Below are 22,458 nucleotides of genomic sequence, written 5' to 3' on the forward strand. Positions count from 1 at the left end.
ACCGTTTCGCTCAGCGAGACGGTTTTTTCTTTATCATAACTGAGATTTTTTCTGTTTTAAACTTTCATAACAGGTGATTGCAACGGCATTGCTCAGGTTTAAAGAATCTATACTTCCCGTCATTGGAATCAAGCTATTTTTTCCTTTTCCGATCCAGAAATTGCTTAATCCTGAATGTTCTGTTCCGAATAAAACTGCAGATTTCTGCCTGAAATCTCTTTTATAAATATCTTCTGCAGACTCATCCATAATGGTGGTGTAAATGTTGAATCTGTTTTCTTGTAAGAATTCAAATACTGCGGTATTTTCTGCCTGAAAGATTTCCATTCCAAAAAGACAGCCTACGCTGGAACGGATTACATTTGGATTGTAAAAATCGGTTTTCCCGTCTGCAACAATCAAAGCATCAATACCAAAAGCTTCACAGCTGCGTAAAATGGCTCCTAAATTTCCAGGCTTTTCCACTCCTTCTACAACGATGATTGTAGAATCATCTTTAGGCTTAAATGAATATAAATCTGCTTCTTTTGTTTTGTAAATGCCAATAATTCCTTCTGAAGTTCCGCGATAGGCAATTTTTTCATAGACTTTATCGCTGACCAGATGAACTTTCCCTTTCGGGAGTTCTTTCTGGAAAATATTTTCACAAATAAAAAATTCTACCGGTTCAAAATTATATTTTTGAGCTCTTTCGTTTTCCTGTTGCCCTTCAACCACGAAAACACCCGATTTTTTTCTAAATCGGTTGTCCGTTAAAAGCTTGGAAATATTCTTTATTTTTTCGTTCTGGAAACTTTCTATTAGCATTTCGCAAAATTATGCAAAATTTAGCATAATGCTTTATTCGGAAAGATCAATTTGATTTTCAGAAGTGTCAATTAGATTTTGTGGAAGAGATTTGTTGATCTTATTTTGCAATCCCATATTTTTAAGATCTTCGGCACGCTTAATCAGGTTTCCTCTGCCTGTATACAACTGTGAAAAAGCATCGGAATAAGATTTTTGTGCCATATCCATATTCTTACCTACTTTTTCTAAATTATCTACAAAACCAACCAGTTTGTCGTATAATTTTGCTCCTGCTTCTGATATTTTTAAAGCGTTTTGACTTAGGTTATCTCTTTTCCATAAGTCTGAAATCAGTTTTAAAAATGCAATTAAGTTTGTCGGACTTACCAAAATAACGTGTCTTGAATAAGCATAATTCCATAAATTTTGATCGTGTTGTACAGCAACTAAAAAAGCTGGTTCAATAGGAATAAACATGATCGTAAAATCCAAAGATTCACTGATGTGATCGTATCTTTTTCTACTTAAATCGTCTATATGCCTTTTAATTGAGCCAATGTGAAGTGTTATCAATTGTGCTTTTTCTTCCGCGGATTCTGAGGAGTTCATTTTTTCATAAGCATTCAAAGAAACTTTAGAATCAATGATGACCAATTGATTTCCGGGAAGTTTTAAAGTGAAATCTGGTCGCAAACTATCTCCGTCTTCATTTTTAATGGTTTGTTGTTTAAAATATTCTCGGTTTTTTGTCAATCCAGAATCTTCAAGAATTCTCTCTAAAATCATTTCACCCCAATCACCCTGAGTTTTGGTTTGTCCTTTTAAAGCATTTGCCAAATTATTGGCTTCTTGACTCACTTTTGTAGTCTGCTCAAGCATTAATTTGATTGTACTATTTAATGAATGTCTTTCACGGGCTTCATTTTCGTAGACTTCATTCACTCTTTTCTTGAAGCTTTCCAGATTTTCGCCTAAAGGTTTTAAAAGTGTATCTAGGTTTTGCTTATTAGTGAGAGTAAATTTCTCCGTTTTTTCTTCAAGAATTTTACTGGCCAAATTTTCAAACTGAAGTTTTCCTTCTTCCTGAATTTTTTTTATTTCTTCTTTCTGATTGTCCAACAATTGCACAAGACTTTCATTTTGAGCTTTTAATTCAGAATTTTTAATAATTAAATCCTGTCTTTCGGCAGATATTTTTTCCAGTTGATTGTTTTGAGTCAGAAGAAAATTGTTTTCAGCAGAAATTTTTGAAAATTCATTTTTCAGATCATTCAGCAAATCGGTCTGCTGAAGATTTTGTTCTTTTTCTTTATTGATATTTTGATACAGTTCCTGAATTTTCAGATTTGAATTTTCTAAATCGGAACTGTTTTTAATATATAAGTTATTGAGTTCATCATAAGAACTTCTCGAAACAGAAGAAGATTTTAAGATATAATATAAAATTACAGCGCCAAGAATTCCTCCGGAAATAAATCCGATGATTAAATAAGTAGTCTCCATTTTTCAAAATTACAAAAAGGCATGCTGATTTGTTTTATGGGAAACCGTAAGTTTTGTTATGGAAATAATTTTCAAGTAAATTTCAGAATTTTCCCAAATGTAAATTTGCAGAATCAATTTGTTTTACGTTATTTCATCATTCCAAATTAAAATAGATCTCAAATGAAATTTTTAAGCATTGCAGCCATGATTTTTTCAGCGATACTTTCAGGACAGGATTTTGCCAATTATGCAAAATATGAAAAACAAAATAAGGAAATTTTAGCCCAAAAAATAGCTCCGAATTCGGTTTTGATGGGAGATTCTATTACGGAAGGCTGGTTTTCGACCGATCCTGCATTTTTCAAAAAAAATAATTTTGTCGGAAGAGGAATCGGTGGACAGGTAACATCGCAGATGCTTTTAAGATTCCGAGAAGATGTAATCAATTTAAAACCGAAAAATGTCATAATTCTTGCAGGAACGAATGATATTGCGGAAAATCAAGGTCCGATTTATTTAGATAAAGTTTTCGGAAATATTGTTTCTATGGTGGAACTTGCTAAAGCAAATAACATCAAAGTTGTTTTGTGTTCCGTTCTTCCTGCTTATGATTTTGGTTGGAAAAAAGAAATGCATCCGGCGGAAAAAGTGATCGCACTCAACAAAATGATTGAAGGTTATGCAAAAAAACATAATATTCCTTACGTTGATTATCATTCTGAGATGAAAGATTCCCGTAACGGTCTTGATGAAATGTACACTGAAGATGAAATCCACCCAACAGCAAAAGGGTACGAAAAAATGGAAACCATTCTTATGAAAAAACTGAATAAGAACTGATTTATATATTTTTTGTTGAGGAAAGAATTTCAATATTTCTCACCACATCATTGCTTTCACACTTTTTCAATTCTTTTGCCAGCTTTGACGAAAGTAATTTTGGATGAAGAATCTGCGAAGCTACTTTAGCAGCGGCGTAATCTACAATTCCTATAACATTTTCTTTTAAAATTTGGGGTGTATTAGAAACAATAACTGCCGTAGCCCAGGAAGTTTCCCTGGCTTTTGAAATGGCAAAATCTAAAACAGCGTTGTCTTTTCCGTTGGACAGTTTGTCAATGAGATCGACAGGATAACAGATTTTGTTTAATGAATCCTGAACCTTTTGGTTGATAGAAGCGATCACATTGTTGATGTTTTCAAAATCTTTTTTCAAAGGATTTATCTTTTGGTAAGGCATAACAGATGCTGCGGAAATTCCCAGATCAAGATTGATGTGCGCATTCATTCCCAGAAAAATATGCTGAAGAATCAGTAAATCTTTATTTTTTGCTGCATCAAAAGCCATTTGCCAGGATTTTGTGCATTTTTGGCTTTTCTGATACGCTTCCCATGCGGTAATATATCTTTTGGCAAATGCAATGTCAAGAAGAATCATTCTCGGGTTATCTTCAAATTTATTCTGTTGAATTCCTTTTAAAACCTGAGCGGTCATTATTCGGTAAGTGCAGGCAAAATATCCCGCCGGACTTTGATTTTGTTTTGCCCAGATAATTATTTCATCTAATTTTCTCAGAACGTCTTCAATGGTTTTCATGGCTGTTTAGGTTTCATTAAAGATAAGAAATCTTTCATAATTGGCTTGATTTTTAGGTTGTTAAATAATTAGCATTACAAAAATCAAAAGATTAATAACAGTTGCTATGAATGTTGCGATAAAGACAGCTAAATTACTTCTGGTTTTTCCAGTAATCTTATTAATGATTAAGTAATTGATGATGTATGCAGGTATAAGAAGAAAAAAATGAAACACAATTAACTGCTTAATACATATTAATAGGATAAAAATAAATATTGAGCTTACTATAGGGGATATCATTAATCCGATAAAACTTTTTAAAATTGTTTCATGGTCTGTATTCAAATTCTCAGTGGTTTTATGAATGATGTCATATTTTTCATTAACAATAATTTTAATTTCTTTCTGTGAAAAAATATTTGACTCTATTGTCGTTGATACTTCATCTTTAGGAGTTTTCAGGCGATAATGATTGTGGATTTCTTTGATAATTCTATTACACTCATTCAATCTGATAGCCTGATTATTAATTTCAGCTTTGAAGTTTTCGAGAGACCCTCTTCTTTCTATTTCATCCAAAAGTTCTTGACTTGCCTCACCTTGATAATCAAGCTGATTTTTGTAGGATTCTATTAGATCCTGTCCGGAAAATTTACTATAAAACCCCATATCTAAGGATTCTCTTTTGCAATCTCATCATGATGTTTCAAGTATAATGGCAATGCTGCAGAACCGTACCAAGGGAAAATTTCATAACTGAAAACTCCTGCAGCAACAGCGGGATCTGTTTTCACCCAAGATTCGGCTTCTTCTTTAGATTTTGTATTAAAAATAAACATTCCACGATAATCTCGATTGTTTTTTTCGGAAAAAGGTCCTGCAACTACTATTTTTCCTTCTTTGGCTAATCTTCCGATATTGCTCATGTGACCTTTCATGAGTTCGTCCATTTTATCTTTGTCTTCAATTTTCGCTGAGCCTGTTGTGAGCATGACAATTGTGTAGGCTTTCATCCCGTAATTGTCTGCTCCTAATGAATCTGCCAATTTTTGATTAAAACCTGAAGTTGTTTTTGCAACCGAACTGTTTTGTCCGGGTTTTCCATCTTCACCAGGTTTTCCGTCTTCACCTCTTGTATAAATAACGCAAGACACTAAGGTAGATGAAATTAAAATTAAGGTAATCAGTTTTTTCATCATTTTATATTTTATTAATCTTTAATTCTTAAAAATTCTTTAGCCAGCTCAATCATTTTCGGATCACCGGTGTATTTTCCTTTTTCGTCAGAAAGCTTTACTGTTGGTATCCATTCTTTATTTAAGGATTGTACGCCGATTAGTTTCATAACGATATTCATTGGTTTTAAACCAACATCGTTGGTGAGATTGGTTCCGATTCCGAAAGAAACCCCGATTTTTCCTTTGCAGTAATTGGTAATTTCTTCTACTTTCTCCAGATTGAGATTATCTGAAAAAATAATGTATTTGAATAAAGGATTGATTCCGTTGTTTTGATAATGTGCAATGGTTTTATCTGCAAATTCCAGTGGATCGCCGCTGTCGTGTCTGACTCCGTCAAAAAGCTTGGCAAATTTTTTATCAAACTGCTGAAAGAAAACCTCTGTGGTATAGGTGTCTGAAAGAGCAACACCCAAATCACCTCTGTAAACGTCTACCCAGTGTTCTAAAGCCATTTGGTTTGCCATTTTAAAGCCAAATTCGGCTCCGTGAAACATAAACCATTCGTGTGCATGAGTTCCGATTGGCTTTACACCATACTTCATTGCAAAATGAACGTTAGAGCTTCCGATAAAAGTTGACTCTCTTTTTTGGGTCAATGCTTCCATGACGAGATTCTGAACTTTATAAGAATGTCTTCGCCGGGTTCCGAATTCGGCAAATGTAACTCCTAATCTGTTTAATGATTCTGCTTTTTCAAGCGTTTTGTTCATGACGATTTCGTTGGAATCTCTTTCCAGATGATTCATCTCATAGTGCAGCTCGCTGATAATAGCCAAAAGCGGAACTTCCCACAAAATCGTTCTGTACCAAAGTCCTTCAACGGTTACGGATAAGTCATTTCCGGTTTGGGTTATTTTTACTTCTGAAGGATCATATTGGTATCCTTCCAAGAAATCAAGATAAGGAAGGTCAAGATAAGGGCAGGTTTTTGCCAGAAATTTCTTTTCGTCTCTGGTTAGTTTTAATTCCGCCATCTGATTGATGATTTCCCGTAAAGCTTCATCAAAACCTTTAGGAAAATGATGTTTTCCGCGATTGATAAATTCATATTTTACAATCTGGCTTGGAAAAAGTTTTACCACGGCATTCTGCATGGTTATTTTATAGAAATCGTTATCAAGAATCGAATTTAGATGAATGTTTTGCATATTGTGTAATTTTAACGCAAATTTAATTATTTAAAAATAAAAATCGTCTAAATGTAAGACGATTTTTGAAATATTTAAGTCTAATGATTATTTACCTAAGAATGAACTGTACATCCAAACTTCTTTTTCCTGTTCGGTAATATAATCGCTCATTTGGGAATTGGTTCCTTCATCTCCGGCTTTCTCGCTCATGTCTAATAATTCTCTTTGAAGTTCAATTACTACTTTAAATGAATTAAGAATGATTTCAACGCTTTTATTTCCATCCGTAACTTCTTTGCTCTCTTTAATTGTGGAAACATCTAGATAATCAGAATAATTGTGTGCAGGAGTAGCTCCTAATGTTAATATTCTTTCAGCAATTTCATCAATTTTAAGGACAAGATTATTGTACAGTTCTTCAAATTTCGGGTGAAGCGTAAAAAACTGTTCACCTTTGATGTTCCAGTGCGAGCCTCTTGTATTTTGATAGAATACGGAGTAATTGGCTAATAAAATATTTAATTTCTCTGAAATTTTTTGGCAGTCGTCTTCTTTGAGTCCGATAAATGATGCGTTTTTCATACTTCTTTATAATATATTGGTTTAAATTTAAATTTTCTGTAAAAGTGGTATTTTTTAAGGGTTGCGCTCTTTTATAATTGAATATATTTTACAGTAATCAAATTCATGGAAATATTGTGCCGAAAATAGGTTTGCATGATTGATGATACTTATCTTTGGTATTTTTATAATGAATATAAATAATGGTATTTAAGAATAAAAGTTTATTTTTTGTTATCTCTTTTTTTGCTGCGGTTTGTTTGGGATATTATTTCAATTCAGTTAGGCAGACAGAAGGCTCTTATACTTATCTTATTGATGATGCCTATATTCATTTGGCAATGGCTAAGAATTTTGCTCTTCACAAAGTTTGGGGAATTACACAATATCAGTTTTCATCTACTTCATCATCACCATTGTTTACTTTTATCATAAATGCTTTTATCAGGATTTTTGGTGATAATGACCTGCTGCCTTTATATTTTAACATATTTTGCGGCTTTGGGATTGTTATTTATTTGGTTAAATATTTCTCGACGGTTTTTGATACGGTAATTCCTGTTGTGTCGTCTGTTTTGTTTACACTCTTTTTTTCTGTTCTCCATGTTCAGCTGCTATCCGGAATGGAGCATATCTTTCATGTATTGCTGATTGTTATAAATATCTGGTGTTTTTCCAGAATGAGCAGCTTAAAATCTGCTGTTGCCGGTTTCTATTTATCGTTAATGTTGATGGGATTGGTAAGATTTGAGAGTATGTTTTATTTTGCTATTCTTTCAGTTGTTTTTCTCCTCGCTAAAAAATGGAAAGAATCACTAGCTGTGTTATTGGCTGGTTTTATTCCTATACTTATTTTCTGTTATTTTAATTATCTTCAGGATGGATATTTTTTTCCAAATTCTGTTGTTGTAAAAGGCACAAAATTCAATTTTGAAGACGGCTTTCTCCATCAGTTAAAAGTTATTTTTCTGGATCAGTTGCTGTTGAATATCAGTTTTTATAAAATTGGTGTCTTTCCCATTTTAATGAGTATTTTCATTGTTGGCAGAGAAATTTACAAAAAGAAGATGTATAATATAATTCAGACTAATTTTCTGCTGATTGTTTTCTCGCTGTTAATGATTTGTCATTCTCTTTTTGCAGAGCTTAAAGGCAGCTTCCGATATGAAGCTTATATTCTTACCGGTTTTTCAATGGTTATAATTCCAAAGATAAGTGGTATTTTTTGTGATTTCAAAGCTTACATTAAAAGAGAAAAAATTTTGTCTGTATTAGTTTTGATGAATGTTTTGCTTTTATGCTATAAAACTGTATACGCTCACAGAATGCTTGATAAAGGCGGTAAAAATATTTATGAACAGCAGATGCAGTCTGCAAAATTTCTGCATACGTATTATAATACCTCTAAAGTTGTGGCTAATGATATTGGTGCAATCAGCTATTACACAGACATTCATTTGTTGGATACTGCCGGATTAGGCTCAAAAGAGACAATACATTTTAATGAAAATAAGAAAAAAGCAGACAAAAACTTTGAAAAGTTTCTTACTCAATACACATCAGATCATCAATACGAAATCGCTATTATTTATGATGAATGGCTCAACGGTTTTGTTCCTAAAACATGGAAAAAGGTTGCTGTGCTTACTATACAAGATGGAGTGATGGTAGCAAAAGACTCAGTTTCTGTTTATGCTGTAGATGATAATGTGGATCAGCTTAGGCGCAATATTAAAAATTTCAGTTGGAACAGTAATGTAAAAGTTGTAGTGATTGACTAATCTTAAATTCCTGAAAATTAATTTTTAACAAAAAAAGAATATTTAGTATAACTGCTTGTAGATTAAAAAATTATTCATATTTTTGCACCCTAAAATAAAAAGCAATTAAATGCCTACTATTCAACAATTAGTAAGAAAAGGAAGAGCCACACTTGCCAAGAAGAGCAAATCGGCTGCCCTTGATTCTTGTCCACAAAGACGAGGTGTATGTACGAGAGTATATACTACCACTCCTAAGAAACCTAACTCTGCACTAAGAAAAGTTGCAAGGGTAAGACTTTCTAACGGTAAAGAAGTCAACGCCTACATCCCGGGCGAAGGACATAATCTTCAAGAGCACTCGATAGTATTGGTTAGAGGCGGAAGGGTGAAAGACCTACCGGGAGTACGTTACCACATCGTAAGAGGTGCATTAGACACAGCAGGTGTAAATGGAAGAACGCAGAGAAGATCTAAGTATGGAGCTAAGAGACCTAAACCAGGACAAGCTGCGGCTGCACCAGCAAAAGGAAAGAAAAAATAATCATTAAATAAGGTACAGAAACAATGAGAAAGACAAAAGCGAAAAAAAGACCGTTGTTACCAGATCCGAAATTTAATGATCAATTGGTAACGAGATTCGTTAATAACTTAATGCTTGACGGTAAGAAGTCAATCGCATTCAAAATTTTCTATGATGCATTGGATATCGTAGAAACTAAAAAAGGAGATACTGAGAAAACAGCCCTTGAAATCTGGAAAGATGCATTAACTAACGTTATGCCTCACGTAGAAGTACGTTCTAGAAGAGTAGGTGGTGCTAACTTCCAGATTCCTATGCCAATCAGAGCAGATAGAAAGATTTCTATGGCAATGAAATGGTTGATCAAATATTCTAAAGCCAGAAATGATAAGTCTATGGCTTTAAAATTGGCTAATGAAGTTGTAGCTGCTTCAAGAGAAGAAGGTGCTGCTTTCAAAAAGAAATCTGATACTCACAAAATGGCGGAAGCTAACAAAGCTTTCTCACACTTCAAATTCTAATCTGAAATGGGAAGAGATCTTAAATTTACAAGAAATATCGGTATTGCTGCTCACATTGATGCAGGTAAGACTACCACTACAGAAAGGATTTTATTCTATACAGGTGTAAACCACAAAATTGGAGAGGTTCACGATGGTGCTTCTACAATGGACTGGATGGAACAGGAAGCAGAAAGAGGTATTACAATTACTTCTGCTGCAACTACTTGTAACTGGAATTTCCCAACAGATCAAGGTAAGAAATTACCTGAAACAAAACCTTACCACTTCAACATTATTGATACACCGGGACACGTTGACTTCACCGTAGAAGTAAACAGATCTTTGAGAGTATTGGATGGTTTGGTATTCCTTTTCTCTGCAGTAGACGGAGTAGAGCCTCAGTCTGAAACCAACTGGAGATTGGCTGACAACTACAAAGTTGCGAGAATGGGATTCGTAAACAAAATGGACCGTCAAGGTGCTGACTTCTTGAACGTTGTAAAACAAGTAAAAGAAATGTTAGGATCTAATGCAGTTCCAATCGTTTTGCCAATCGGTGCTGAAGAAGATTTTAAAGGAGTTGTAGACTTAATTAAAAACAGAGCGATCATCTGGGATGAAGCAGGACAAGGTGCTACTTATGAAGTAGTTCCGATTCCTGAAGATATGAAGGATGAAGTTCTTGAATATAGAGAGAAATTAGTAGAAGCTGTAGCTGATTACGATGAGACTTTGATGGAGAAATTCTTCGAAGATCCAGATTCAATTTCTGAAGAGGAAATCAACGAAGCATTAAGAAAAGCTACTATTGATCTTTCTATCATTCCAATGACTTGTGGTTCTTCTTTCAAGAATAAAGGAGTACAGTTTATGTTGGATGCTGTTTGTAAATATCTTCCTTCTCCGTTAGATAAGGATAATATCGCAGGAACAGACCCAAGAACTGATGCTGAAATCGAAAGAAAACCATCTGTTGATGAGCCTTTCTCTGCATTAGCTTTCAAAATTGCTACTGACCCTTTCGTAGGTAGATTAGCATTCTTCAGAGCTTATTCAGGAAGATTGGATGCTGGTTCTTATGTTCTAAACACAAGATCTGGAAACAAAGAAAGAATCTCAAGAATCTATCAGATGCACGCTAACAAACAAAATCCAGTTGAGTATATCGAAGCTGGAGATATCGGTGCAGCTGTAGGATTTAAAGATATTAAAACAGGGGATACATTATCTGATGAAAAGAACCCAATCGTTCTTGAATCAATGATCTTCCCAGATCCGGTAATTGGTATCGCTGTTGAGCCTAAAACTAAAGCTGACCAGGATAAAATGGGTAATGCTTTAGCTAAATTAGCTGAAGAAGATCCAACCTTCCAAGTTAAAACTGATGAGGCTTCAGGACAAACTATTATCTCTGGTATGGGTGAGCTTCACTTGGATATCATCGTAGACCGTATGAGAAGAGAGTTTAAAGTTGAAGTTAATCAAGGTCAGCCACAGGTAGAATACAAAGAAGCTCTTACACAAACTGCTAACCACAGAGAAGTTTACAAAAAGCAATCTGGAGGTAGAGGTAAGTTCGCAGATATTGTATTTACTATCGGTCCTGCTGATGAAGGAAAAACAGGTCTTGAATTCATCAACGAAATTAAAGGGGGTAACATTCCAAAAGAATTTATTCCTTCTGTTGAAAAAGGATTCAGAGAAGCAATGAAGAACGGTCCTTTGGCTGGATTTGAAGTTGAGGCAATGAAAATTGTTTTAAAAGACGGATCTTACCACCAGGTTGACTCAGATCAGTTATCTTTCGAATTGGCTGCAAAATTAGGTTTCAAAGAATCTGGTAGAGCTGCTAAAGCAGTAATCATGGAGCCGATCATGAAGCTGGAAGTAGTAACTCCTGAGGAATATATGGGTGATATCGTAGGTGACCTTAACAGAAGAAGAGGTACAGTAAACGGTATGGATGACAGAAATAACGCTAAAGTTATCAAAGCTTTCGTTCCGCTTTCTGAAATGTTTGGTTATGTAACTTCTCTTAGAACTTTATCTTCAGGTAGAGCAACATCTTCAATGGAATTTGAAAGATATGAAGCTGCTCCTTCTAACGTTGCTGAAGACGTAATCGCTAAGGCTAAAGGTTAATATTTAAATTAGATTAAAATGTCACAAAGAATCAGAATAAAACTTAAATCTTACGATTACAATTTAGTAGATAAATCTGCAGAGAAAATCGTAAAAACGGTAAAGGCTACCGGTGCTGTTGTAAACGGACCGATTCCATTGCCAACAAACAAGAGAATCTTCACAGTGTTGAGATCTCCGCACGTAAACAAGAAAGCAAGAGAGCAGTTCCAGTTATCAGCTCACAAGAGATTGATGGATATTTACTCTTCTTCTTCTAAAACTGTAGATGCTCTAATGAAATTAGAACTTCCTTCAGGAGTTGACGTAGAAATTAAAGTGTGATAATTTAAATTGTCATGATTATATAATCCCTTTTCGCAAGAAGAGGGATTTTTTATGTTATCGTAAGCTTTAATTCCAAAATTATTGATATATTTACTGAAACCAATTTCATGTATAAATTTCTTCTGCTTTTGTTGCCATTATTTTTTTCTGCCCAAAATCACCGTTTTATTTATGAGGTAAATTTTAAAAAGGACTCAACAGAGAATCTGCACGCAAATGAATTTTATTTTTTAGATATTGGTTCAGAAGAAATTTTCTATTATGGAAAAGATTATTTTGTGTTGGATTCTCTGCGGAAAAACAATCTGCCTATTGAATTTAAAACGATGCCGAGCTTAACAAATATTACCATTCATAAAAACGGAAGCAGCAATTATGATGAATATGAATTGTTAGAATATGATATGATCAAACTTACATCGGAAAATAAGCAAAACTGGAAGCTTCTCAATGATAAAAAGCAGATTGACCAATACAATGTGCAAAAAGCAGAGACGTTTTGGGGCGGAAGAAAGTGGACTGCGTGGTTTACCACTGAAATCCCTTTTCAGGAAGGACCGTACAAATTTTCCGGTTTGCCGGGAATGATTCTGGAACTGAAAGACGATCAAAATAACTATTCTTTTAAAGTGATTAGGTCGTATAAATTAGATATTGTTCAGAATAAGGATATGTTCGGTATATTTCTGAAAAATGCGGCACCGGTTTCTCTGCAAAAATATTATAAAATCAAAATTTCTCATTATCAGGATCCGCTGAGTTTCTTAAAAAACGGAATGATGGATATGAAGGATTATGAAGGTGTTTTCCTGAAAGATGGTACAAAAGTCACACGTGAAAACCATAAACAAGTGATTCAAGAACAACAAAAGTTGATCCGCAAATACAATAATCCTATTGAACTTGATAAAGCAGTACAATATCCTTAATAGAACTAAATATAATTATTGTCACAAGATTTTTATATAAAATAGTATTATGTATTGCAAGGTTCTATTTTATTTATAAATTTGTAAAAAATAAAAACTTATGCGAATATTTGCTCTACTTTTTTTAATTATCTCTGCGACTGCGATTGCACAAACTCACCGTTTTATTTATGAGTACCATTATAAAACTGATTCTACTTATTTAGAACATAGAAAGACGAATATGGTCTTGGATGTTAATCCATCAGATGTGAAATTTTACAATTACGAATTTGTAAAAACCGATTCTGCTAATATTACAAAAGGCAGAAATCATATCATTTGGGATGATACTCCTGTTGTGATAAGAAAAAGAAATACGAACATTAACAACAATTACATTAATCTACAGAATATGTTTATTGTTGAAACTGAAGATCGGGTACAGTGGAAACTTACTAATGAAACCAAGGCTTCTGGCAACTACCAATTGCAAAAAGCAACAACTGATTTTGGCGGAAGAAACTGGACGGCATGGTTTAACAAAGACATCAATTTAAGTGAAGGACCGTACAAGTTTCGTGGCTTGCCCGGAATGATCTTCGAATTATCTGATGATAAAGACCAGTTTAAATTCTCTTTAGTTAAAAGTTATCAATTAGCAAAAACGTATGAAACCAGAAATATTATTGAAAATTTTGCAGGACAAAAACCGGTTAAAATTCCGGAATCACGACTTAACAAAATGATCATGGATAATTTTAATGATCCGTTGCGTGAGTTTAAAGAACATTACAAAAACAATACAGATCCAACTGCGCATTTTATGGTGATGGGAATTGAAGTAAAAAGTCCGGAACAGATTAAAGAACTTTCTGATAAACTGCAGGATCATTTAAGAAAGCATAATAATCCGATAGAGCTTAATAAGGCTATAGTGTATCCTAAAAAATAAATTCATTATTCACTCTGATAAAGTTTTTCCTTAAATTGCTTCTAAAATTAAGGAAATGAAAAAATCGGATAAATCAATCTTTGAAAAATTTGCGAACTGGGCTACAAAGTTTACCGGGAGTTCTTTTGCTTTTCTTATAGCAGTTTCCATCGTGATAATCTGGGCTGTTTCAGGTCCGTTTTTTAAATATTCTGAAACCTGGCAATTGGTTATTAACACGGGAACCACAATCATTACTTTTTTAATGGTTTTCCTCATTCAGAAATCTCAAAATAAAGATTCAAAAGCAATTCAGATTAAGCTGAATGAACTGATTGCTGCGAATGAAAAAGCCAGTAACAGAATTGTAGATATTGAAGATCTTACCGAAAAAGAGTTGGATCAATTGCATTGTTATTACGAAAAACTGGCAGATTTTGCTGAAGAAGATTCAGATATCCACGCATCCCATTCTATTGATGAGGCAAAAAGAAATCAGGATAAAAAACATGAATATTTCAGGGAAAAACACGAGCAATGGCTTCAAACCCAGAAAAACAAAAAGGAATCAATTTGATTCCTTTTTTTACTTATGGCAATAAACTTATCTTTTCATAAAATACTCAAAGTAGCTGCAGCTTCCCATCAGTGCTTTCGCAGTCTCAGTATCTGAGTACTGTGATTTCAACTGGGTAAAATAATTACGGTATTTTTGATTTTTAAGCTGAGCCATTTGCTTTTCATGGGCATCATTTTTTTCAGACCATTTCGGATCAGCGTAATCTATATTGCCAGGATGTTTCGTCTCGTACTGATAATACTTGCCTTGTTCTGCGCTTGCCATCTGAAAGAGAATTCTGGCTTTTTGTTCTCTGTCGTTACTGAGATTCAGTGCTTTCTGATAATAATTCAGGCTTAGATCAAAATTATCAGGCTCAATAAAAGTTGTATAAGCAAAATTCTTGTAATAATACTGATATGGAGTTTCTTTTTCTGTTGTCCAGAAATCGTATTTGCCGCCATTGCTGTTATCAACATCCATTACAAAAAGATGTCGGTAATAGCCAAGAATTGACGTATTGTACAACACATTTCCGATCAGTTGATTTGCTTTGGAAGCTTTAAGATCTTTTCCGTTCCCTATTTTTTTAAGTTGAATCAGAGCATTTGCTAATTCAAGCTTGTTCATTTTAGATTTAATGAAAGGAAAAGCTGCGTAATCTTCTGCTTTCATACTTTCCGCGTCAGCACTTTGAAAGCTTTCCCAAACATTATGTCCGAAAACAAAATTCGGAATATTGTTGAAGCCGTCATAAGTTTCACCATTATAAATCAGCTTTTCATAGTTTCCGGTTTCTGGATTATATCGTTGATAGCTGTCTCTCGGGATTCCGGAAAACTTTTGGGCTTTTTGATAATACATTTTAGCCTTATCAAAATCTGCCATTTTCATTGCTCTGTCGCCATAAATATTTACAAAAAAGGCTTCGATATTTCCTACATTATTAAGATTTTTAGCAATGATCTGCTTTTCAAATTCCGTTTTATCAGGCTTTCTGTAAAATGCCTCAACGCTCTTCACTAGACTGGAATTTGGGTTATACTGTAAGTCGGAAAGTGTATTATTCATCAGGAAAGATTTGCCGTCTTCACCCTGAAGAAAATATCGGTTTGCCAAAACATCTTTCAGGAATTCAGCGGTTGAGGGCACTTTACCGTAATATTCATATCTGTTAATCTCTGTGCTGTCTTTTTCTGCGATAGGTTTTTCTATGAAATATTCCGCATAATTTTTCATTAAATGATCTTCATATTCTGCATCAATTTTAGGCTGTGAAACAATATCGTTCAAGACTTTCATTCGCTTGATTTCTTCAAGATATTCAGGGTTATTAGTTTTGATTTCTGCCAAAATTTCACTGCTTTGCTGATAATCTTTTTTCAGAAATTTTAAATAAGCATCAGCAATCTGCCAATATTCATCTTTAGATTTTCCTTTGGTTTTTGAGGTGAATTTTTCCAGATCGTCCAAAAAATCTTTTTGATTTTCATTCTGATCGTAATAGTAAGCGTTATTTTTGATGTAAGTAGGAATTCTGTAAGGATTTTCAAAGAGCTCATCATTACTTTGTGCTGATTTGTCTTCTGTTTTGTCAGATTTTTTTCCACCAAAGAGATTTTTAAAGAAAAGAACAATTTTCTGCCAGAAACTGAGTTCTTTTTTCTTTATCTCAGTCTTCGGCGTTGTTTTAGTACTATCTTTTTTATCTGAAGTTTTATCAGAATTTTTTGAAGCATAGTAATAAGTTGGAAGATAATTTCTTTCTAATTCATTAATGCTTCTGGCTGCCATTACTTTCAGAATTTCAGAATCAGGATCTATTTCGTACATCTTTTCCATCATCGGAATAGGATTGGTAAAATCTTCGTATCCTAAAAGAAAGTACGCCATATTTTTTTCTTCATTGGTTCCGGCTCTTTTTAATATGTTGTTAAAAGAGGCAGAATCCGAAAGTTTCATCGAAACAAAAGAAGATTCTTTACGGCTTTTAGAATTCATAAATACCTGAAAGAAATTCCAGTTTGCTTCATTCCATAACTGTAGTCCTCTTTGTGCTCCGGCAAGCTGATCAAGTGCCATATAATAAGGTGCGCCCTTTAGTTTAATCGGCTGGACGTAAGTTTGGAATGCCTTAACCGCAGCGTCGTAATTTCTTGTATAATGATTCAATCTTACCAGCTGATAGCCGTAACGTTGTTTGATTTCAGGATTTTTTGCAGCATTATATAAAGAAGTAAGCGCAGAAATTGTTTTGTTGTAATCTAGCTGGGTCGCATTTTTATCATTTTCATTTTCTCTGTAGTAAAATGAGTCTGCTCCTTCTACATAATTGATTCTCATGTAAGGTTCCAGATACTTTGCTTCAATTAAATAATCTATGGCTTCTCTGTATTTAGCATAAAAACCTGTTCCTAGTTTATTTAAAAGCTTATTGTTTGGTGTTCCTTTTTTTAAGGCATTCAGATCATTCATGCTTAGAGTATTCACAAGATAGTCGGTTTCCGGGTAGCTTAGCTGATTACCAAAAAATTTCCGCCACGATTCTATATTTTCATTGGGATTCTGTGATGCTTTGAAATCAGTATAAAATCTTGATGAATAATTATGTAAAAAAGGAAGATATGATTTGTCTTTTATAATGCTTTGAGTAAAAAGATTAAAGTAATCATAATCAGGATCAGACCAAGCGCAGGCTTCAGTACTTGTATAGAATAGCGATGCAGCTGCAATGCTCAGTATATACTTTTTCATATTGTTCAGGTGTTTTTATTGTTCTTATTTTTTTAATGCATTCAAGCATTGGTAAGTGTGAAAAAATTATGCCCGGATTTACAATTTTTTTGTTTGTGAAACTAAACTTTTAAATCTATCATTCGGTTTCGCTCAAAAATTTCGTCCTTCCACAAATTTAGCATCTAATTGATAATATATAATATTATATTCACCGATTTTTTTATCTAAAAGCTGGATCGCTTCATCCAAGTGTTTTTCAGAAATTTCTTCCACTTTTACGGTAAAACCTTTGCTGAGAAAATGTCCAAAATAAAAACCGTCTTTTATAACTTCAATTTTATTTTCAGAGATTTTTTTGAAACCTGCATGATCAAGATCCTTTGTAGAAAGCGCATTAATGAGTTTGTGTTTTCCCAAATGATTGGTAACAATTCCCCATGAATAAATGGGAAGCGCGACATCAATTTTTTCTATGGGATAATTTTCAAGCTGAGCCAGATAGCTTTTCATAATATTCAAATCAAGAATAGAATTTTTATCTGAATGTTCTAAAGGTGAAGAAGTAGAGTAGCACATTAAGTATACTTTTTCAACCGGTGGAATTCCTGTGAGATCTTTATCTTTTACCTGATGGAGGCGTAAGGTACAGGTAATTTGTTTTTTCGAAATCTTTTTTAATTGTTGTAAGAATTCAAAATAATCGTCTTTGGTTCCCAAAGTCCAGTCGCAGTCAATTTGTATTTCATCATTGACTTTGAGATTGTAATCATCGATTTTCTTTTTTATTAAATCATTTACTTTTTCTGCAAGAAAGGTAATTTCACCTTTTTCAATGTTTATAAAACTTCGATTGGTGATAAAAACCGTCGGAACAATTTTTTTTTGTTCTTTAAAGCTTTTGTCTTTAGTAATAACAGCTACAGGCTCAAATTTATTATTAATCTTATCAACATCAAAAAACCTTGTGTACAAAAGCGGTATGTCAGCTTTACTTAAGTTTTCTCTTTCGGTAGTATTCAGACTGAGATTTGTTTTCCAGTAATAAAAAGTATAGGGATGGTTTGGTTTTTTTGAGCAGGAGATAAATAGAAACAGCAAAAGACAGGTGATGTGTTTTTTCATGAGTTTACTTTCAGGTTTTAAATTTACAAAATACTGTCATCATTTTTTTCCAAATAAGATCTAAAATCGTTTAACTTTCTATAAATCAAAATATTTTAGCTCAAATATTTGTCAGATTAAAAATTATTCATAAATTTGCACACTCATTTTAGGGGAGGAGTATGCCTAATTCAGACTTAGTAATTACTTGAGAACTCGAAAAATGAGAACAGATACAAGAAAATTTTATAACATATTATATAAATAATGTCAGGTATTATTGGTAAAAAAATCGGTATGACATCTTTGTTTAACGAAGAAGGGAAAAACATTCCTTGTACAGTTATTCAGGCTGGTCCGTGCTCGGTTTTACAGGTCAGAACCATTGAAAAAGACGGTTATAAGTCAGTTCAGTTAGGTTTCGATGACAAGAGTGAGAAGAACGTTGGTAAAGCGTTAGCTGGTCATTTCAAAAAGGCTGGTTCAGCTCCTAAGGCTAAGTTGGTAGAATTCTACAGAGAGTTCGTAGACGAAGTAAAAGTAGGAGAAGAAGTAAAGGTAGACTTGTTCAACGAAGGAGAATTCGTAGACGTAACAGGTACTTCAAAAGGTAAAGGCTTTCAGGGTGTTGTTAAAAGACACGGATTTGGAGGTGTAATGCAGGCAACTCATGGTCAGCACAACAGACTTAGAGCTCCAGGTTCTATCGGTGCTGGTTCAGACCCTTCAAGAGTATTCAAAGGGATGAGAATGGCTGGAAGAATGGGAGGTAAGCAGGTAACTGTACAAAACCTTCAGGTGTTAAAAGTGGATCAAGAACAAAATCTTTTAGTAGTAAAAGGTGCTGTTCCGGGAGCTAAAAATTCTTATGTAATTATCAGAAAATGGAACTAGTAGTATTAAATACATCAGGAAAAGAGACCGGAAGAAAAGTAACTCTTGACGAATCAGTATTCGGAATTGAGCCAAATCAGCACGCGGTTTACTTAGAGGTTAAACAGTACCTTGCTGCACAAAGACAAGGAACTCATAAAGCAAAAGAAAGAAGCGAAATTACTGCTTCTACCAAAAAACTTAAGAAGCAAAAAGGATCTGGTTCTGCTAGATATGGTGATATTAAATCTCCAACTTTCAGAGGTGGGGGTAGAGTATTTGGGCCAAAACCAAGAGATTACAGATTCAAATTGAACAAAGCTCTTAAGAGATTGGCTAAAAAATCTGTTTTATCTCAGAAAATGAGAGATAACAGCATTAAAGTTTTAGAAGATATGAGCTTAAATGCTCCTAAGACTAAAGATTTCATTACTTTATTAGATGCATTGACACTAAACGGTAAAAAATCTTTATTCATTCTTCCTGAAGCTAACAAGAATGTATATTTATCTTCAAGAAACTTACCTAAAACTAAAGTAATGAACTTCAATGAAGTTAGTTCTTACGATTTGATCAATGCAGGTGAGATTGTATTCTTTGAAGGTGCAGTTGAAAAATTCCAGGAAAATTTAAAGAAATAAATCATGTCAGTTATTATTAAACCAGTTATTTCAGAAAAGGCTAATTACCTTACAGATTTAAGAGGTTCTTATTCTTTCTTGGTAGATACTAAGGCGAATAAAATCCAGATCAAAAAGGCTGTAGAAGCGGCTTACGGTGTAAAAGTAGCAGACGTTAATACAATGATTTATGCTCCGAAGGTTTCTTCAAAATACACTAAAAAAGGTCTTCAAGTAGGAAAGACAAACAAATTGAAAAAAGCGGTAATCAAACTTGCTGAAGGTGAGGTTATCGATATTTTTGCTGTAAATTAATTATTAATTATAAATAATAGTAATGTCTGTTAGAAAATTAAAACCTATCACCCCGGGACAGAGATTCAGAATTGTAAACAATTTTGAGGAAATTACTACCAACAAACCAGAGAAATCTCTTACAGTTGGTATTAAAAAGTCAGGTGGACGTAACCAAACAGGTAAAATGACCATGCGTTACACCGGAGGTGGACACAAAAAGAAATACAGAATTATTGACTTCAAAAGAAACAAAGCAAACGTTGAAGCAACTGTAAAATCTGTAGAATACGATCCAAACAGAACTGCATTTATCGCTTTATTAGAATACGCAGACGGAGAGAAGAGATATATCATCGCTCCGAACGGTATCAAAGTAGATCAGAAAGTAGTTTCAGGTGAAAGCGTAGAACCAAATGTAGGTAACGCAATGAAATTGAAAAATATTCCATTGGGTACTGTGATTTCTTGTGTTGAAATGAAGCCTGGACAAGGTGCTATTTTAGCAAGAAGTGCTGGTTCTTCAGCTCAATTGACTTCAAGAGACGGAAAATATGCAATCATCAAATTGCCTTCAGGAGAATCCAGAATGATCCTTACTGAATGTATGGCAATGATTGGTTCGGTTTCTAACTCTGATCACCAATTAACGGTATCAGGTAAAGCTGGTAGAAGCAGATGGTTAGGTAGAAGACCAAGAACAAGAGCGGTAGTAATGAACCCTGTAGATCACCCGATGGGTGGTGGTGAAGGACGTTCTTCCGGAGGTCACCCAAGATCTAGAAACGGTAAGCCATCTAAAGGTTACAAAACTAGAAAGAAAAATAAAGTGTCTAACCGTTACATCGTATCTAAAAGAAAATAATTATGGCAAGATCACTTAAAAAAGGACCATTCATTCATCATACTTTAGATAAGAAGGTTCAGGCAAATATAGAGTCTGGTAAGAAGACAGTTATCAAAACTTGGTCTAGAGCGTCTATGATCTCTCCGGACTTTGTAGGACAAACTATTGCTGTACACAACGGGAAATCTTTTATCCCTGTTTATGTTACAGAAAACATGGTGGGTCACAAGTTAGGCGAATTTTCTCCAACAAGATCTTTCAGAGGTCATGGTGGTAACAAAAACAAAGGAAGTAGATAATCATGGGATCTAGAAAACAAGATAGCGCAATCGCAAGAAAAGAAGCTAACAAAGACGTTGTTAAAGCTTCATTAAACAACTGCCCGTCTTCTCCGAGAAAAATGAGATTAGTAGCGGATATCATCAGAGGAGAGCAGGTTGATAAAGCACTTTACATCCTAAAATATTCTAAAAAAGAAGCCTCTAACAAATTGGAGAAATTACTTCTTTCTGCTATGGCAAACTGGCAGGTGAAAAACGAAGGAGCTGACATTGAGGAAGCAAACCTAATCGTGAAAGAAATATTCGTGGACAGTGCAAGACAATTGAAGAGACTGAGACCAGCTCCACAAGGTAGAGGGTACAGAATCAGAAAAAGATCAAACCACGTTACATTAATCTTAGGTAATAAAGAAAATTAATTCAAGGTATGGGACAGAAGACAAATCCAATTGGTAACAGATTAGGTATCATCAGAGGATGGGATTCTAACTGGTTTGGCGGAAACGATTATGGAGACAGAATCGCGGAAGACTACAAAATCAGAAGATACCTTGAAGCAAGATTATCTAAAGGTGGGATTTCAAGAATTTATATTGAAAGAACATTAAAATTAGTAACCGTAACGATCACTACTGCAAGACCGGGATTAATCATCGGTAAAGGAGGTCAGGAAGTTGATAAATTGAAAGAAGAGTTGAAAAAATTGACTAAAAAGGATATTCAGATCAACATCTTTGAAATCAAAAGACCTGAGCTTGATGCAGTATTAGTTGCTGACAGCATTGCTAAACAAATCGAAAACAGAATCTCTTACAGAAGAGCTGTGAAGATGGCAATCGCTTCTACGATGAGAATGGGTGCTGAAGGTATTAAAGTTCAGATCTCTGGTAGATTAAACGGAGCTGAAATGGCAAGATCTGAGTCTTTCAAAGACGGAAGAATTCCATTATCAACTTTCAGAGCAGATATTGATTACCATATCGGTGAGGCATTGACTCAGTACGGTAAGTTGGGAGTTAAAGTTTGGATCATGAAAGGAGAAGTTTATGGTAAAAGAGAACTTTCTCCATTAGTGGGACAACAAAAGAAAGGGCCTTCAGGAGGTGGAAACAGAGGAGATAGAGAAAACAGAAGACCTTCAAGAGATAAAAAAAATAATTAATTAGAAGTTAGAAGATAGGAATTAGAAATTAGATCTTCCGTTACAAGAACTGATTTAAATTTTATCTAACATCTAACATCTAACATCTAACATCTTATTAAAT

The 22,458-nt window shown here is 34.1% G+C and carries 25 protein-coding genes; 16 read left to right on the forward strand and 9 right to left on the reverse strand.

The features are described from left to right. Positions 1–33: 33 nt before the first annotated feature. Positions 34–807: a TrmH family RNA methyltransferase gene (locus AC0NBN_RS06255; protein WP_160813169.1), complete on the reverse strand. Its 774-nt coding sequence runs from the start codon at positions 805–807 to the stop codon at positions 34–36. A 33-nt stretch (positions 808–840) separates the two neighbouring features. Next, positions 841–2,292 (reverse strand): DNA recombination protein RmuC, encoded by a 1,452-nt coding sequence (locus AC0NBN_RS06260; protein ID WP_160813168.1) that lies wholly within the window; start codon positions 2,290–2,292, stop codon positions 841–843. A 162-nt stretch (positions 2,293–2,454) separates the two neighbouring features. Here AC0NBN_RS06260 and AC0NBN_RS06265 point away from each other — a divergent pair, with 162 nt between their 5' ends. Further along, on the forward strand, positions 2,455–3,114 hold the full coding sequence (locus tag AC0NBN_RS06265) for an SGNH/GDSL hydrolase family protein (RefSeq protein WP_160813167.1): 660 nt from the start codon (positions 2,455–2,457) through the stop codon (positions 3,112–3,114). Position 3,115: 1 nt separating this feature from the next. On the opposite strand, the gene AC0NBN_RS06270 is transcribed toward AC0NBN_RS06265, so the two are convergent. The 5 genes from AC0NBN_RS06270 to AC0NBN_RS06290 form a co-directional block, all read right to left on the reverse strand. Then, the gene (locus tag AC0NBN_RS06270) at positions 3,116–3,871 is read right to left on the reverse strand and encodes a DUF5995 family protein (protein WP_160813166.1); all 756 of its coding nucleotides are present in this window, start codon (positions 3,869–3,871) and stop codon (positions 3,116–3,118) included. A 60-nt stretch (positions 3,872–3,931) separates the two neighbouring features. Further along, the gene (locus tag AC0NBN_RS06275; protein WP_160813165.1) at positions 3,932–4,522 is read right to left on the reverse strand and encodes a hypothetical protein; all 591 of its coding nucleotides are present in this window, start codon (positions 4,520–4,522) and stop codon (positions 3,932–3,934) included. A 2-nt stretch (positions 4,523–4,524) separates the two neighbouring features. Next, positions 4,525–5,052, reverse strand: coding sequence for a YciI family protein (locus AC0NBN_RS06280; protein ID WP_474467573.1), 528 nt, complete (start codon positions 5,050–5,052; stop codon positions 4,525–4,527). Between the two features lie 11 nt (positions 5,053–5,063). Continuing rightward, positions 5,064–6,242, reverse strand: coding sequence for a nicotinate phosphoribosyltransferase (pncB, locus tag AC0NBN_RS06285; RefSeq protein WP_143884936.1), 1,179 nt, complete (start codon positions 6,240–6,242; stop codon positions 5,064–5,066). An 87-nt stretch (positions 6,243–6,329) separates the two neighbouring features. Further along, positions 6,330–6,806, reverse strand: a complete 477-nt coding sequence (locus AC0NBN_RS06290) for a Dps family protein (protein ID WP_160813164.1) — start codon at positions 6,804–6,806, stop codon at positions 6,330–6,332. Between the two features lie 182 nt (positions 6,807–6,988). On the opposite strand from AC0NBN_RS06290, the gene AC0NBN_RS06295 reads away from it, so the two are divergent. From AC0NBN_RS06295 to AC0NBN_RS06330, 8 genes are all read left to right on the forward strand, one after another. Next, entirely contained in the window at positions 6,989–8,566 is a 1,578-nt protein-coding gene (locus tag AC0NBN_RS06295; RefSeq protein ID WP_160813163.1) for a glycosyltransferase family protein, read from the forward strand. Between the two features lie 109 nt (positions 8,567–8,675). After that, positions 8,676–9,089 carry a 30S ribosomal protein S12 gene (rpsL, locus tag AC0NBN_RS06300; protein WP_002983146.1) on the forward strand — a complete coding sequence of 138 codons (414 nt, stop codon included), beginning with the start codon at positions 8,676–8,678 and terminating at the stop codon, positions 9,087–9,089. Positions 9,090–9,112: 23 nt separating this feature from the next. Further along, on the forward strand, positions 9,113–9,589 hold the full coding sequence (gene rpsG / locus AC0NBN_RS06305; protein WP_042722989.1) for a 30S ribosomal protein S7: 477 nt from the start codon (positions 9,113–9,115) through the stop codon (positions 9,587–9,589). A 6-nt stretch (positions 9,590–9,595) separates the two neighbouring features. Then, positions 9,596–11,713 carry an elongation factor G gene (fusA, locus tag AC0NBN_RS06310; protein ID WP_144283676.1) on the forward strand — a complete coding sequence of 706 codons (2,118 nt, stop codon included), beginning with the start codon at positions 9,596–9,598 and terminating at the stop codon, positions 11,711–11,713. A gap of 18 nt (positions 11,714–11,731) precedes the next feature. Further along, entirely contained in the window at positions 11,732–12,037 is a 306-nt protein-coding gene (gene rpsJ, locus AC0NBN_RS06315) for a 30S ribosomal protein S10 (RefSeq protein ID WP_002661363.1), read from the forward strand. A gap of 110 nt (positions 12,038–12,147) precedes the next feature. After that, entirely contained in the window at positions 12,148–12,969 is an 822-nt protein-coding gene (locus AC0NBN_RS06320) for a GLPGLI family protein (protein WP_160813162.1), read from the forward strand. Positions 12,970–13,069: 100 nt separating this feature from the next. Further along, positions 13,070–13,903, forward strand: a complete 834-nt coding sequence (locus tag AC0NBN_RS06325; protein ID WP_160813161.1) for a GLPGLI family protein — start codon at positions 13,070–13,072, stop codon at positions 13,901–13,903. A gap of 55 nt (positions 13,904–13,958) precedes the next feature. Further along, the gene (locus tag AC0NBN_RS06330; protein ID WP_160813160.1) at positions 13,959–14,459 is read left to right on the forward strand and encodes a low affinity iron permease family protein; all 501 of its coding nucleotides are present in this window, start codon (positions 13,959–13,961) and stop codon (positions 14,457–14,459) included. Positions 14,460–14,486: 27 nt separating this feature from the next. Here the strand turns inward: AC0NBN_RS06330 and AC0NBN_RS06335 are convergent, their stop codons facing one another. Then, entirely contained in the window at positions 14,487–17,195 is a 2,709-nt protein-coding gene (locus AC0NBN_RS06335) for a hypothetical protein (RefSeq protein ID WP_160813159.1), read from the reverse strand. A gap of 132 nt (positions 17,196–17,327) precedes the next feature. Then, entirely contained in the window at positions 17,328–18,299 is a 972-nt protein-coding gene (locus tag AC0NBN_RS06340) for a hypothetical protein (RefSeq protein ID WP_160813158.1), read from the reverse strand. 246 nt (positions 18,300–18,545) lie between these two features. On the opposite strand from AC0NBN_RS06340, the gene rplC reads away from it, so the two are divergent. The 7 genes from rplC to rpsC are packed head-to-tail and all read left to right on the forward strand — an operon-like array spanning position 18,546 to position 22,355. Next, complete coding sequence (gene rplC / locus AC0NBN_RS06345; protein ID WP_042720943.1) at positions 18,546–19,172, forward strand: 50S ribosomal protein L3; 627 nt, start codon at positions 18,546–18,548, stop codon at positions 19,170–19,172. Beyond that, positions 19,163–19,792: a 50S ribosomal protein L4 gene (gene rplD / locus AC0NBN_RS06350; protein ID WP_143884927.1), complete on the forward strand. Its 630-nt coding sequence runs from the start codon at positions 19,163–19,165 to the stop codon at positions 19,790–19,792. Before rplC ends, rplD begins: the two co-directional genes overlap by 10 nt. 3 nt (positions 19,793–19,795) lie before the next feature. Next, positions 19,796–20,086 carry a 50S ribosomal protein L23 gene (gene rplW, locus AC0NBN_RS06355; RefSeq protein WP_089754637.1) on the forward strand — a complete coding sequence of 97 codons (291 nt, stop codon included), beginning with the start codon at positions 19,796–19,798 and terminating at the stop codon, positions 20,084–20,086. Positions 20,087–20,108: 22 nt separating this feature from the next. Continuing rightward, positions 20,109–20,930, forward strand: coding sequence for a 50S ribosomal protein L2 (gene rplB / locus AC0NBN_RS06360; protein WP_072953574.1), 822 nt, complete (start codon positions 20,109–20,111; stop codon positions 20,928–20,930). Positions 20,931–20,932: 2 nt separating this feature from the next. Beyond that, positions 20,933–21,211, forward strand: a complete 279-nt coding sequence (rpsS, locus tag AC0NBN_RS06365) for a 30S ribosomal protein S19 (protein WP_002983209.1) — start codon at positions 20,933–20,935, stop codon at positions 21,209–21,211. A gap of 2 nt (positions 21,212–21,213) precedes the next feature. Next, on the forward strand, positions 21,214–21,612 hold the full coding sequence (gene rplV / locus AC0NBN_RS06370) for a 50S ribosomal protein L22 (protein ID WP_089745120.1): 399 nt from the start codon (positions 21,214–21,216) through the stop codon (positions 21,610–21,612). Positions 21,613–21,620: 8 nt separating this feature from the next. Beyond that, complete coding sequence (gene rpsC / locus AC0NBN_RS06375; RefSeq protein ID WP_089745119.1) at positions 21,621–22,355, forward strand: 30S ribosomal protein S3; 735 nt, start codon at positions 21,621–21,623, stop codon at positions 22,353–22,355. The last annotated feature ends 103 nt before the right edge of the window (positions 22,356–22,458 follow it).

This window comes from Chryseobacterium sp. L12 (assembly GCF_056133985.1).